Source organism: Actinomadura fibrosa (genome assembly GCF_900659615.1).
Taxonomy (GTDB): Bacteria; Actinomycetota; Actinomycetes; order Streptosporangiales; family Streptosporangiaceae; genus Spirillospora; species Spirillospora fibrosa.
The window spans coordinates 48,339-61,883 of the sequence record NZ_CAACUY010000033.1; the positions used below are offsets into that span (position 1 = coordinate 48,339).

The 13,545-nt window shown below is 73.2% G+C and carries 13 protein-coding genes; 10 read left to right on the plus strand and 3 right to left on the minus strand.

Annotated features, from left to right (window positions below):
• Window positions 1–15: 15 nt before the first annotated feature.
• The 4 genes from E1300_RS14715 (at window position 16) to E1300_RS14735 (ending at window position 3,071) form a co-directional block, all read left to right on the plus strand.
• On the plus strand, window positions 16–600 hold the full coding sequence (locus E1300_RS14715) for a hypothetical protein (RefSeq protein WP_131757552.1): 585 nt from the start codon (window positions 16–18) through the stop codon (window positions 598–600).
• Window positions 597–1,784, plus strand: coding sequence for a sensor histidine kinase (locus E1300_RS14720; RefSeq protein ID WP_131757553.1), 1,188 nt, complete (start codon window positions 597–599; stop codon window positions 1,782–1,784). The genes E1300_RS14715 and E1300_RS14720 overlap by 4 nt, the downstream gene beginning before the upstream one ends.
• A gap of 16 nt (window positions 1,785–1,800) precedes the next feature.
• A complete protein-coding gene (locus E1300_RS14725) occupies window positions 1,801–2,463 on the plus strand; it encodes a response regulator (RefSeq protein ID WP_242619154.1) in 663 nt (220 codons plus the stop codon).
• A 197-nt stretch (window positions 2,464–2,660) separates the two neighbouring features.
• Complete coding sequence (locus E1300_RS14735) at window positions 2,661–3,071, plus strand: hypothetical protein (RefSeq protein ID WP_131757556.1); 411 nt, start codon at window positions 2,661–2,663, stop codon at window positions 3,069–3,071.
• 25 nt (window positions 3,072–3,096) lie between these two features.
• Here E1300_RS14735 and E1300_RS14740 read toward each other — a convergent pair whose 3' ends face one another.
• Entirely contained in the window at window positions 3,097–3,663 is a 567-nt protein-coding gene (locus E1300_RS14740; protein ID WP_131757557.1) for a thioredoxin family protein, read from the minus strand.
• A gap of 161 nt (window positions 3,664–3,824) precedes the next feature.
• Between E1300_RS14740 and E1300_RS14745 the strand changes: the two genes are divergently transcribed.
• Window positions 3,825–4,181, plus strand: coding sequence for a DUF1801 domain-containing protein (locus E1300_RS14745; RefSeq protein ID WP_131757558.1), 357 nt, complete (start codon window positions 3,825–3,827; stop codon window positions 4,179–4,181).
• Between the two features lie 188 nt (window positions 4,182–4,369).
• On the opposite strand, the gene E1300_RS14750 is transcribed toward E1300_RS14745, so the two are convergent.
• Complete coding sequence (locus E1300_RS14750; RefSeq protein ID WP_131757559.1) at window positions 4,370–6,901, minus strand: DNA gyrase/topoisomerase IV subunit A; 2,532 nt, start codon at window positions 6,899–6,901, stop codon at window positions 4,370–4,372.
• Window positions 6,902–7,074: 173 nt separating this feature from the next.
• Here E1300_RS14750 and E1300_RS14755 point away from each other — a divergent pair, with 173 nt between their 5' ends.
• A complete protein-coding gene (locus E1300_RS14755; protein WP_131757560.1) occupies window positions 7,075–8,238 on the plus strand; it encodes a lactate 2-monooxygenase in 1,164 nt (387 codons plus the stop codon).
• On the opposite strand, the gene E1300_RS14760 is transcribed toward E1300_RS14755, so the two are convergent.
• Window positions 8,192–9,703: an FUSC family protein gene (locus E1300_RS14760; protein WP_131757561.1), complete on the minus strand. Its 1,512-nt coding sequence runs from the start codon at window positions 9,701–9,703 to the stop codon at window positions 8,192–8,194. The two genes, E1300_RS14755 and E1300_RS14760, sit on opposite strands and share 47 nt — an antisense overlap.
• 38 nt (window positions 9,704–9,741) lie before the next feature.
• Between E1300_RS14760 and E1300_RS14765 the strand changes: the two genes are divergently transcribed.
• The 4 genes from E1300_RS14765 to E1300_RS14780 all read left to right on the plus strand — a co-directional run.
• Entirely contained in the window at window positions 9,742–10,179 is a 438-nt protein-coding gene (locus E1300_RS14765) for a MarR family winged helix-turn-helix transcriptional regulator (protein ID WP_207399725.1), read from the plus strand.
• A 52-nt stretch (window positions 10,180–10,231) separates the two neighbouring features.
• Window positions 10,232–11,614, plus strand: coding sequence for an alpha-amylase family glycosyl hydrolase (locus E1300_RS14770; protein ID WP_131757562.1), 1,383 nt, complete (start codon window positions 10,232–10,234; stop codon window positions 11,612–11,614).
• Between the two features lie 91 nt (window positions 11,615–11,705).
• A complete protein-coding gene (locus E1300_RS14775; protein ID WP_242619155.1) occupies window positions 11,706–12,350 on the plus strand; it encodes an ATP-binding cassette domain-containing protein in 645 nt (214 codons plus the stop codon).
• A 115-nt stretch (window positions 12,351–12,465) separates the two neighbouring features.
• On the plus strand, window positions 12,466–13,545 hold a 1,080-nt coding region (locus tag E1300_RS14780; RefSeq protein ID WP_131757563.1), incomplete at its 3' end, for a sensor histidine kinase.

A 13,545-nucleotide genomic window follows, 5' to 3' on the forward strand; every position in this document is an offset into this window, starting at 1 on the left:
CCTAGCGTTGAGGGCATGAACACGCTGGACGACGTCCTCCTCGCCATCGCGGTCCTCGCCTTCGTCCTCCACCGGCAGATGCGGGCCCGGCCCCTGGACGAGCGCAGCCTCGCCACGATCCCCATCGTGATGATCATCATCGGTGCCGCGCAGGGCGGCCTCGCCGACGCGGCGCATCCCGCCGTGAGCGTCGCGCTGCTCGCCGCGGAGGCCGTCGCCGCCGTCGCCCTCGGCGTGTGGCGGGCGGCCACCGTCCATCTGTGGCGCGGACCCGGGGGCGCGCTGTGGCGGCGCGGCACCGCCTGGACGGCGGCGGCGTGGACCGCCTCGATCGCGATCCGGGCGGCGCTCATCGGCGCCGGTTACGCCGCGGGCGTCCACCCCGCCGCCGGTGCCGTCCTCGTGTTCCTCGGGCTGACGCTGCTCGTCCAGAACCTCGCCGTCGGGCTGCGCGCACGGCGGATGCCCGCCACCGTGCCCGTGCCCGCCGCCGTGCCCGCCGCCGCTCCCGCGACCGTGCCCACCGCCGCTCCCGCCGCCGTGCCCGCCGACGCTCCCGCCGCCGTGCCAGCGACCGTGCCAGCCGGCTCCCGGTCGTGAACAATGACCTCGTGGTGAAGCGCCCCGCGGGCATCGGCAGGACCTTCGGGAGGCTGGAGGGCCTCCCGCTGTCCTGGTGGCTACGAATGCTCGTCTTCGGTGCGCTGGCCGTCTGGGGCAGCACCTCCTACGTCCGCGGCCTCTTCGACAACACCCCGCGTCCGGCGCTGCACGGGGCGGGCCTGGCCCTCGTCCTGCTGAACGGGGTCATGCTCGGCTCCCTCGTCGCCGCGCTGGTCCTGAAGGGGCGCAAGGAGGCCCGGTGGCGGCGGACGGTCGTCGCCCTGCTGGTCACCGCGATGGCCGCCGCACTCGCGCTCTACGGAATCTCGCCGCGGTCGGGCAGCGGCTTCTTCTTCGCCCTGCCCGCCCTCTGGGTGCTGGTCAGGCGGCTCCCGCTGCCCTGGGGCCTCGGCCTCGGCGCGCTGGGCGCCGCCGTCACGGGCGTCGTCGGCGAGATCGTCCGGCAGGGCGGCGCGGACCTCGGCCTGATGGCGGCGGTCGCGGGCCTGACGGTGGGCGCCGTCGCCGGCCGGCAGGCGGACGCCGCGCGGGAGGCGACGCGGAGGGCCGAGGCCGCCGGCGCCGTCCTGGCCGAGCGCTCCCGCATCGCCAGGGAGATCCACGACATCCTCGCCCACTCGCTGTCGGCGCAGCTCGTCCACCTGGAGGGCGCGCGGCTGCTGCTGGCCCGCGACGGCGACCGGGTCCAGGCGCTCGACCGCGTCGAGCGGGCGCGCAACCTCGCCAGGACGGGGCTTGAGGAGACGAAGCGGGCGCTCGCCACGCTGCGCGGAGAGATCCCGGAGCCGAAGGACGTGCTCGCCGAGCTGGCGGACGAGTTCTACGTCGGTACCGGCCGTCCCTGCGACGTGCAGGTGACGGGTGAGCCGCGCGAGCTGTCCCCGCAGGCAGGCCTCGCGGTCGTCCGGACGGCTCAGGAGGCGCTCACCAACGTCCGGAAGCACGCCCCGGGAGCGCGCGCGCACGTGACCCTCCGGTACCTGGACGACGAAGTGGAACTTGAGGTGACCGACACCGGCGGTGCGGAGCGGCCCATGGATCTGGAGACCGGCGGATACGGCCTGGTCGGCATGCGGGAGCGTGCGGAGCTGATCGATGGGATTCTGGAGACCGGGCAGCAGGGCGAGGGCTTCCGGGTGTTCCTCCGGGTGCCCGCATGACAGGGGACGGGACGCGGTGAGCGACACGACGAGGATCCTGGTCGTCGACGACCAGACGGTGGTGCGGGAGGGCCTGGTCCTGCTGCTGGAACTGCTGCCCGGCATCGAGGTCGCCGGATCGGCGGGCGACGGGGAGGCGGCCCTCGCCATGGTCGGCGAGGTACGGCCCGACGTCGTCCTGATGGACCTGCGGATGCCGCGGGTGGACGGCGTGGAGGCGACCCGCCGCATCAAGGAGGCGCACCCCGAGGTGGAGGTCGTCGTCCTCACCACCTACGCGGACGACGAGTCGGTCTTCGCCGCGCTGCGCGCCGGGGCGCGCGGCTACCTGACCAAGGACGCCGGGGCGGACGAGATCGCGCGCGCCGTCGCCGCCGTCCGCGGCGGAGCGGCCCAGCTCGACCCCGCCGTCCAGCGGCGGCTGGTGGAGGCGGTCGCGTCCGGCGAGCCGTCCCGGCCGCGCCGGCAGGGCGGGGACCTGCCCGACGGCCTGACCCGCCGCGAGGCCGAGGTGCTCACACTGATCGCCCAGGGGCGCTCCAACGCCGAGATCGCCGGCGACCTGTTCATCAGCGAGGCGACCGTCAAGACGCACATCAACAACCTGTTCGCGAAGGCCGGGCTGCGCGACCGCGCCCAGGCGGTCACCTACGCGTTCCGGCACGGCCTCACCGGCTGATCGTCCGGCCGGGGTCCGGCCGCCCGCCGGGTGCGGCGCGGGCGCCGAGTAGATCTACGCAGGTCAGGACAAGGTCAACATCCGGCAGCTCGCGGTAAGAGGTCGGCAGCCGGCGGCAAGAGGTCGGTCAAAACGCCCGCAGCGGCAGGTCATCGTCAGCACCATGAAGGCATTGCTGACCCCGAGAGGACTGCGGCGTGCTCAAGACCTGGATGATCGCTGATTATCTGCGACCGTACGCGCAATGGCGGATCAACCGGGCCGATCCGTGCGACGACGGCCGCAACGCCCGCGCCGCGATCGGCCTCATCGACGCGGCCGCGTACGTGGCCCAGATGGACGACAGCGAGCGCGTCATCGTCCGCATGGCCATCGCCGGCTGCTTCGCCCTGGGCCGCTTCAACCCGGGCGCCGAGGGCGAGGCGATCATCCGCTTCTGGCACTACGACGACGCCGCCGGCGGGCCCGCCGAGCTCCTGGAGGCGCTCGCGGCGTCCGCCGAACGCGGGTTGCAGCCCGGCGGCGACCGCAAGGTCGTGGTCACGTCCGGCGCGATACGAGGCCCATCGCTGCCCCACCCACGTCAAGGAGAGGCCGCCTCGGCGTGACGCGCTGAGCGACCCCCGGCGGCGTTCACACGGGCTCGTTGCCCGGGATCCACTTGATGCCGCAGCCGAGGCTGGGCGTGTGCGGCTCCGGGACGGCCTTGCCCGCGAGGACGAGGTCGAGGGCGGCGCGCAGGGAGGAGCCGTCCACGGGCACGTCGTTGCGCGGCCGCGCACCGTCGAACTCGCCCCGGTAGGCCAGCCTCCGGTCGCCGTCGTACAGGAAGAAGTCGGGCGTGCAGGCGGCGCGGTAGGCGCGGGCCGTCTCCTGCGACTCGTCCACCAGGTACGGGAACTCGAAGCCCGCCCTCGCGGCCTGCTCGCGCAGGTGGTCGGCGCCGTCGTCGGGGTACCGCGACACGTCGTTGCTGCAGATGCCGACGGTGGCGACCCCCTTCCCGGCGTACTCGGCGGCGAGGGCGCCGATGCCGTTCTCGACGCGCCGCACGTACGGGCAGTGGTTGGACAGGAAGATCACCAGCAGGGCCGACGCCGTGCCGAAGTCCGTGTCCGCGACCGGACCGCCGTCGATGGACGGGAGCCGGAACGGCGGTGCGGGCGAGCCGAGCGGGACCATGAACGATGCGATCGCCATGCGCCCCATTGTTACCCATAAGTAGCCGCCGCGGGGGGACCCTAGGGCCCCCGCGGCCCCGGATCGGGGCCCTTGGGCCCTGATACAGGATCTTGCCCCGGCCTACGGTTGCGGCAGCCCTCCGGCGAGGGTGGCGGCATCACACGCTGAAAGGACCCCCAATGGCCGGTAACGGAGTGGACGCGTACGTCGCCACCAGGCTCGATCCGAGGTACACCGAGATCGTGAGCGCGCTGCGGCGCCTGATGGCGTCCGCCGCCCCGGACGCCGTCGAGTGCCTCGCCTACGGCTCGCCCGCCTGGCGCGGCCGGCAGGTCCTCGCGGTGATCAGCCAGAGCAAGACCCACCTCACCCTGGCGTTCGGCCGCGGCGCCGAGTTCGAGGACGAGCACGGCCTGCTGGAGGGCGCCGGCAGCAAGACCCGCCACGTCAAGCTCAGGACCGTGGCGGACATCGACGAGGACGCCCTCCGCGCCTACATCGCGCAAGCCGTCCGCCTCGACGAGCAACCGACCTGAGACAGCCGGGCACCCGACCGGAGCCGAGCACCCGAGCTGAGGTGGGCACCCGGCCTGAGACCGGGTAAGCCGGCCTGAGGTCGGCGACCGGGCTTAGGCGGGCGATTGGGCTGAGACAGCCAACCGACCTCGTGTGCGGCTCTTGGCCCGGCCGCCGTTTCGCGCGGCCGGGCCGGGGGCGGTGTCGGTCAGCCGTCGGACGCGTCGGACTCGGCGGCCGCGGCGGCGGTGTCGGCCGGGGAGACGCCGGAGTCGTCGGCGGTGGGGCCGATCGGGCCGCTGATGGCCGTGATCGGCTTGTCGAGCCGCTCACCGGATCCGTCGCGGCGGCCGAGCGGCGCGTTGAGGTTGGCGGGCCGGCCGCCCGCCCCGGCCGCCCGCAGCGGGGTCGGGGCGGCCCATGCCTGGATCAGCACGTCCTCGCCCTTGAGGAAGCGGTGCGAGCGGACGCCGCCCGTCGCGCGTCCCTTGGCCGGGAAGTCGGCGAAGTCGGCCACCTTGATCGCGCCGGTCTGGGTGCCGGGCAGCGCGGACGACGAGCCCGACACGGTGATCACCCGGGCCTCGCGCCCGGGGTCGAGCGCGCCGAACCAGATGACGGAGGCGCCCGCGCCGAGCTTGATGCCGGCCATCCCGCCGGCGGCGCGGCCCTGCGGGCGGACGTTGGACGCGGCGAAGTGCAGCAGCTGGGCGTCGCTGGTGATGAAGACGAGGTGCTGGTCCTCGGAGAGGAGCTGGACGGCGCCGATGACGCGGTCGCCGTCCTTGAGGCCGATGACCTCGAAGTCGTCGCGGTTGGCGGGGAAGTCGGGGACGACCCGCTTCACCACGCCGTGCGCGGTGCCGAGGGCGAGGCCGCCGCCGGTGTCGTCGAGGGCGGCGATGCCGACGACGGTCTCGTCGGGTTCGAGGTCGACGTACTCGGTGACGGGGGCGCCGCCGGCGAGGGACGGGGGCGCGGCCGACGGGGGCAGCGTCGGCAGGTCGAGGACGTCGATCCGGATCGCCCGCCCGTGCGAGGTGATGGCGCCGACCTGGGCGCGTGCCGTCGCGGGGACCACGGAGAGCAGGACGTCGTGCGGGGACCGGGCGCCGCTGTCGGGCAGCGGCTCGGCGCCGTGGGTGCGGGCGAGCAGGCCGGTGGACGACATCAGCACCGTGCACGGGTCGTCGGGGACCTCCAGGGGGACCGCGGACGCGGCGGTGTGCCCGGAGGACTCCAGCAGGACGGTGCGGCGGGGCGTCGCGAACTCGGCGGCGACCTCGCCGAGCTCCTTGGAGACGAGGTTGCGGAGCTTCTTCTCCGATTCGAGGATCGCGGTCAGCTTCGCGATCTCCTTGGTGAGCTGCTCCTTCTCCTTCTCCAGCTCCAGCCGGTCGAAGCGGGTGAGGCGGCGCAGCGGCGTGTCGAGGATGTACTGCGCCTGGATCTCCGACAGCTCGAAGATCTGCATGAGGCGCTGCTTGGCCTGGCCGGCGTCGTCGCTCTGCCGGATGACCTGGATGACCTCGTCGATGTTGAGCAGCGCGACGAGGAGGCCCTCGACCAGGTGGAGGCGGTCCTCGCGCTTCTTGCGCCGGTGCAGCGAGCGGCGGCGCACGACGTCGATGCGGTGGTCGACGTAGACCTGGAGCATGTCGCGCAGCCCGAGCGTGCGGGGCTGGCCGTCGACGAGGGCGACGTTGTTGATGCCGAAGGTCTCCTCCATCGGCGTGAGCCGGTAGAGGTCGGCGAGCACGGCCTCGGGGTTGAAGCCGTTCTTGACCTCGATGACCAGGCGGAGCCCGACGGTGCGGTCGGTGAGGTCCTTCAGGTCGGCGATGCCCTGGAGCTTCTTGGCGTTGACCAGTTCCTTGATCTTGGCCTTGACGCGCTCGGGGCCGACGGCGTACGGCAGCTCGCTGACGACGATGCCCTTGCGGCGGGCCGTGACGTTCTCGATGGACGTCGTGGCACGGGTGCGGAACGTCCCGCGGCCCCGCTCGTAGGCGTCGCGGATGCCCTCCAGACCGACGATCTTGCCGCCGGTCGGCAGGTCGGGGCCGGGCACGAAGCGCATGAGGTCGTCCAGCGACGCCTCGGGGTGGTCGATCAGGTGCCGGGCCGCGGCGATGACCTCGCCGAGGTTGTGCGGCGCCATGTTGGTGGCCATCCCGACCGCGATGCCGGACGCGCCGTTCACCAGCAGGTTCGGGAACGCGGCGGGCAGGACCTCGGGCTCGGTCTCCTGGCCGTCGTAGTTGGGCCGGAAGTCGACGGTGTCCTCGTCGATGGAGGCGACCATGAGCATCGCCTCGCGGGACATCCGGGCCTCGGTGTACCGCATGGCGGCGGGCAGGTCGTCGCCGCCGAGCGAGCCGAAGTTGCCGTGCCCGTCGACCAGCGGCATCCGCATCGCCCACGGCTGCGCCATCCGGACCATCGCGTCGTAGATCGCGCTGTCGCCGTGCGGGTGCAGCTTGCCCATGACCTCGCCGACGACGCGGGCGCACTTGACGTGCCCCCGGTCGGGCCGCAGGCCCATCTCGTTCATCGAGTACAGGATCCGCCGCTGGACGGGCTTCAGCCCGTCGCGCGCGTCGGGGAGCGCCCGCTGGTAGATCACCGAGTAGGCGTACTCGAGGAAGCTGCCGCGCATCTCCTCGGAGACATCGACGTCGATGATGTTCTCTTCGAAGTCCGGCGGCGGTGGAGGGGCTTGGGATCCGCGTCGTGCCATGAGCACATTGTGGCCGGTCCCACGGACATCTTTGGCCCGCCCCACCGGAGGTCCCGCCGATTGGTGCCGTTCTGTCACACGGTCCGGCCGGCGGTCCGGTCAGCGGCCGTGGCAGATTGGGGGGACGATCCATGAGCGGCCGCCGGGCCGCGTCCCCTCGGCGGAGGTTTCCCTTGAGCGCGCTGGCCGACTTCCAGAACTCCATCTACCTGCAAGGTCTCGGGGACGTGCTGCCCACGCTGCCCACCGATCCGACCAAGCTGGAGGCGCGGGCCGAGAAGGTCCTGTCGGCGCAGGCGTTCGGGTACGTGGCCGGGTCGGCGGGCAGCGAGGCCACCGCGAGGGCGAACCGCGCGGCGTTCGACCGGTGGCGGATCGTCCCGAGGATGCTGCGGGACGTGGCCCACCGGGACCTTTCGGTGGACGTCCTCGGCACCTCGATGCCGTCCCCGGTGCTGCTCGCGCCCATCGGCGTCCAGTCGATCTTCCACCCGGACGGGGAGCTCGCGGTGGCGCGGGCGGCGGCGGCCACCGGGCTCACGATGGTGCTCAGCACGGCCGCCTCGTACGCCATGGAGGACGTCGCCGCCGCCAACGGCGAAGGCTCGCGCTGGTACCAGCTCTACTGGCCCAAGGACCGCGACCTCGCCGCCAGCTTCCTGGGGCGGGCCAAGGCGGCGGGCTACACGGCCCTCGTCGTGACCCTGGACACCTTCACGCTGGCGTGGCGCCCGCGCGACCTGGACCGGGCGTACCTGCCCTTCCTGCGCGGCATCGGCGTCGCGAACTACTTCAGCGATCCGGTGTTCCAGCGGGCGATCGGCGGGCCCGTGACGGAGGCCAACCGCGACGCCGCGCTGCTCCACTGGGTCGCCAACTTCGGGAATCCCTCGCTGACCTGGGACGACCTGGCCTTCCTGCGGGAGCACTGGGACGGGCCGATCGCGCTCAAGGGCATCCAGCATCCGGACGACGCCCGGCGCGCCGTGGACGCCGGCATGGACGGCGTGATCGTCTCCAACCACGGCGGGCGGCAGGTGGACGGCGCCATCGCGTCCCTGGACGCGCTGCCGGGCGTGGTGGAGGCGGTCGGCGACCAGGCGACCGTGCTGTTCGACAGCGGTGTCCGCACGGGGTCGGACGTCGTGAAGGCCCTCGCGCTCGGCGCCAGGGCGGTCCTGCTGGCGCGCCCGTACGCCTACGGGCTGGCGCTCGCCGGCGAGGCGGGGGTCCAGCACGTGCTGCGCTGCGTTCAGGCGGACCTGGAGCTGACCATGGCCCTGTCCGGAATCAGCCGGCCTGACGAGCTGACTCCGGAGATCCTTGTGCGGTCGTAGTCACCGGGGCTGGGACGGGCGGGGTGAAGATGTCATAGAGGCGGGCCATGGCCGAGTCGATTCCGGCGATGGCCTGTGCGGACGGCCCGTCCGGTATGGGGGCGGGCTCGTACGCTTGACCGTCCGCCCGGCGCCCTATGGCGCGGCGGACGAGACCCACGTTGCGCCGAAGTGCACCCGTGGGCGCGCCAGGTCTCAGCGCACGGACGTGGGCGACGGTTCCGTACAGGATGTCTATGGCGTCGGCGGGGTGCGGCCGCGTGTCCCGGTGGACATGTCGCTTGAGAAGACGATGTGCGCTCAGGGGGCCGTGAAGGCGATCCAGTTCCGCTACTGCCCGCTCGAACTTGCCTACCGCGTCCGGCTCACCACGGAGGACTTCGTCCAAGGCGGCCAGTGCGAGGGCTGTACGACGGCGTAGGACGTCCCGGGTGCGGAACGGCAGGACCAGCCAGGCCGCCGCGACGCCGATGACGGCACCGACCAGGATCGCCTCCAGGCGGTCGCGCAGCAGCGGGCCGGCCGCCTGCCCGAAGTACCCGTAGAGCAGGGACAGGGCCGCCGTCACTCCGCCCGCCCAGTAGGCGTAGTTCACCCTGCGGAGCGCGATGGCGACGCCAAGGATGACGAAGATGAGGACGACGGCGTTCTGGTCGCCCGGAGCGAACGTATCCGAGACCAGGGCGGCCACCACCGTGCCGCCCGCGGCGCCGAGAGCGCGCAGAAGGCCCTTGTGGACGGCGTCGCCGCGTCCCTGGGCGCCGCTACAGACGATGAACGCCGTGAGCACCACCCATGACCAGTGGTCGGGGTAGAGGAGGTGTCCTGACGCGAAGGCGGCCGCGAGCGCCGTCGCCATCTGGGCGGCCATCCGGGTGCTCGCCGCGAGGCGCCTCCCTGTGGCCCTGGCCGGACTCGCCGGTGCGGGCGGTGGCGTGCGCTCCTCCTCGCCGAAGCGTTGGACGAGCAGGTGGACGGCCGTCACCCAGAAGCAGGCGAGCAGAGCCACCACAGGCGTCCACAGGAGCCGGTCGGTGGACGAACCGGGCACCGCATGGGGGACGACGAGGAGGGCCATCGGCGGAAGCAGCATCAGCCTGCTCGCACCGGCGAAGCGGCGCCCGAACCGGCGGAGCCAGATCGCCCCGGCCACCAGCGCGGTGAACAGGGCGTCGCCCGCGAACGCGTGGTCGGCCATCAGGGTCCCGAGCTCGACCGACACCAGCGCCACGGCGGGGAGGACGGCGAAACCGAGGAGCCGGTCGGCCCGGGGCGCGTCCTGCTGGCTCCGTGCCAGCGTGACGGACAGGACGACCGCCTGCATGACGGTGTCCACGTGCAGGTGGGCGAGATGTTCGAGCAGGAGGGCCGAGCCGAAGGCGGCCAGTGTCGCCGCCATGGCGGCGCAGGCGGCCGTCACCGCCCGTATCGCCGGGGAACCGGCCCCGGCAGCGGCGAACGCCATCGACACCTCCGCGAATTCGTAAGTGATAGCGTAACATTATGGCGGACGAGCGACCTGACGTGCCGCGGGAGGCCGTGGCGGAGATCCGGCACGGGGTGATGCACCTCGCGCGCCGCATGCGGTACGCGCGAGGGCCGGACGCGCTGAGCAACAACAAGCTCCTCGTGCTGAGCCACCTGTACCGGCGCGGACCGAGCACGGCCGGGGACGTCGCCGCGGCCGAGGGGCAGCGCCCCCAGTCGCTCACGCGCGTCTTCGCCGAGCTGGAGGCCGACGGGCTGATCGCCCGGGCCCGCGACGACCGGGACCGCCGCCAGGCCGTCCTCTCCCTCACCGCCGAGGGGCTGGCCGCGTTGCGCCGCGACATGGACGCGCGGGACGCCTGGCTGGCGGCGGCGCTGGCCGGCCTCGGCGAGACCGAGCGCGAGGTGCTCCGGCTCGCGGCCCGGCTGATGGACCGGCTCGGCGAAAATTAGTCCGTGATCCCTTAATGAGTTTCCCGGGCGGGGAACCGGGTAGCACAGCCGCATGCGCTGGCCCGATCACGCCATCTGGTGGCATGTCTATCCGCTCGGTTTCGTCGGCGCCGAGCGCGCGGCCCCGTCCCTCGACGAGCCGCCTTCCGCCCAGCCGCCCTCCGTTCAGCCGCCCTCCGTTCAGCCGCCCTCCGCCGCGTCCTCCGCGCCGGAGGCCGTCCAGGGGGAGTCGAGGCTCGCCAGGATCGCGGGCTGGCTCGACCACCTCATCGCGCTCGGCTGCAACGGCCTGGCCCTCGGCCCCGTCTTCGCGTCCGAGACCCACGGCTACGACACCGTCGACCACTTCCGCATCGATCCCCGCCTCGGTGACGAGGCCGACCTGCTGAAACTGGTCGAGCAGGCGTCCGAGCGCGGGGTGCGGGTCCTGCTCGACGGGGTGTTCAACCATGTCGGCCGGAGCTTCCCCGCCTTCACCGACGCCGCCGCCCGGGGCGCGGCGTCCCCCTACGCGGGCTGGTTCGACCCCGACGGCCAGGGCGACTTCCGCACGTTCGAGGGGCACCACCGGCTCGTCGCGCTGAACCACGCCGAACCCCAGGTCGCCGACTACGTCACCGACGTCATGACCTACTGGCTGGAGCGCGGCGTGGACGGCTGGAGGCTGGACGCCGCCTATGCCGTCCCGACGGACTTCTGGAAGACGGTCACCGATCGCGTCCGCGCGCGCTTCCCGGACGCGTGGCTGGTCGGGGAGGTCATCCACGGCGACTACGCCGGAATCGTGGAGCGGGCCGGATTCGACTCGGTCACCCAGTACGAGCTGTGGAAGGCCATCTGGAGCTCGCTCAACGACCGCAACCTTTTCGAGCTCGCCTGGGCGCTCGGCAGGCACGACGAGATGCTGACGACGTTCGCGCCGCAGACGTTCCTCGGCAACCACGACGTGACGCGCATCGCGAGCCGGCTCGACGACGAGCGGTACCTGGCGCACGCGCTGGTCGTCCTGCTGACCATCGGCGGGATACCGTCGATTTACTCCGGGGACGAGTTCGGCTTCCACGGCATCAAGGAAGAGCGCGAAGGCGGCGACGACGCCATCCGCCCGTCCTTCCCAGAGCGTCCGGAGGAGACACCCGGATATGGTCGCCCCTACCACCGGCTCCACCAAGACCTGATAGGCCTGCGGCGACGCCACCCCTGGCTCGTGCGCGCGCGCACCACGAAGGCCACCTTGACGAATACGGCGCTTTCCTACACGGTGGGGTCCGGCAGCGACCGCCTCGCGGTCGTGCTGAACCTCGCCGACGAACCCGCCGAGGTGGACCTGCCGTCCGCCGTATGGACGTGTGTCGCGGGCGAGGCGGCCTTCTCCGCCGACGGGGCCGTCGTCCCTCGGGCCGGATGGGCGATCGCCGAGACCAGCCACCCGTGACGTTTGTCATGGGTGACCCCTGCGGAACCCATGGCCAGGTTCTGACGTCCGTGACTGCAGCCCCGCGCCGCCCGGCGGCAGCATGGAACCCATGAAGCCGCCCATGATCGAGGTACGCGACCTGCGACTGGACCAGGCCGTGCGGGACGTCTCGTTCACCGTCGCGGAGGGTGACGTCTACGCGCTGCTCGGCCGTTACGGGTCGGGCAAGACCACGCTGCTGGAGATGCTGGCCGGGCTCCGGCGTCCGACCGGCGGGACCGTCCGCGTCCGCGGCACCGATCCCTACACCGACCACGACACCGTGCGGACCGGGACGGTATGGCGGGACGGCGGCCTGTTCCCGGGCCTCACCGTCGCCGAGGTCGTCGACACCTGGCGGCGCTGGACCCTGGACCCGCTCACCCGCGACGACGCCCTGCGGCTCACGGGCCTCACCCGTCTCGCGGACGTCCCGTTCGAGCGGCTGACGCCGGGGCAGCGGCGCCTTCTCGACCTCGCGCTCGCCCTCGTCGGACGGTCGGACGTCCTCTTCCTGGACGAGCCCACCGCCGGGCTGGACCACGCTCCGGCACGCGCGGTCTGGGCCGTCCTGAGGTCCCTCGCCGCGCGGGGGACGACGGTGGTGATCACCACCAGGGATCCTGAGGAGGCCTGCCGCGCCGACCGGATCGGCGTGCTGGACGAGGGCCGCCTGGTCACCGGACGCCAGGCCGGCCGCCTGCGAGCGGCGTGAGCCGCGCGGCCACCGGCGGCGCGAGCCAGGCGGCCACGGGCGGCGTGAGCCGGGCGGCCGGGCCCGTGAGCCCCGCGGGCCGCGGGTGACGCCCGGGGCCGCATACGCTGGGCGCGTGCAGCCGAGGATCCCGCGCCACACGGTCATCGCCGCGATCATCGTGGGGATGACGCTGGTCACGCTGGCCGGGTTCATGCTGCCGCCGCTCGCCGCGGAGATCACCGCGCCGTCCCCGGACGCCTGGCGGGTACTGCTCGGCCTCGCGAGCGTCGCCGGCGTGTTCGCGCTGTACGCCCGGCTGCTCTGGCTCAACCTGATGCGGCGGACCGCCGCCGGGCACCGGTTCGGGCTCGCCGCGATCATCGCCGTCTCCTGGCTCCTGCCGCTCGCGTTCGAGCCGGGGCGGGGCTGGGAGAACGCGCTGCTGCTCCCGTCCGGGCTGATCGCCGTGGTGCTGCCGCTGCGGCGGGCCGTCGCGGTGGCGGCGGTCGCGACCGTTGTGACCCCGGTCTACGGCGCCTTCCTGGGAGTGCCCCCGCTGGCCGTGCTGTACGAGGCCGCGGGCGTCCCGATCGCCGCGTTCTCCGGCTATGTCCAGGTATGGCTGTTCCATGTCGTCCAGGAGCTCCAGGAGGCGCGTGCCCGGGCGGCCCGCTCCGCCGTGGGGGAGGAGCGGCTCCGCTTCGCCCGCGACCTGCACGACGTCCTCGGCCACAGCCTCCAGGCGGTCGCGCTGCGCGCCGAAGTGGCCGAGCGCTACCTGGAGCGCGATCCGGGCCGCGTCCGCAAGGAGCTGGCGGAGATCCAGTCGATGGCGCGGGACGCGGTGAGCGACGTGCGCGAGGTCGTCCGCGGCTACCGGGCGACGTCGCTGCGCACCGAGCTGGACGGCATGTCCGCGGTGCTGCGCGCCGCCGGGATCCGCTGCGCCAGCCCCGCGGTGTCCCCGGAGCTGCCCGCCCACGTCCACGAGCCGCTCGGCTGGGTCGCCCGGGAGGCCGCGACCAACGTGCTGCGGCACTCCAGCGCCACCTGGTGCGAGATCGCCGTCTCGGCGGACGGGGACCGGGTCGCGCTGGAGATCGTCAACGACGGCGCCGGGCGCCGCTCGGCCCCGTCCGGCGGCGGGGGCGCGAGCGGCAAGCCGGCCAGCGCGCCCGACCACGCGCCGTACCGGATGCGGGCGATCGCCCTC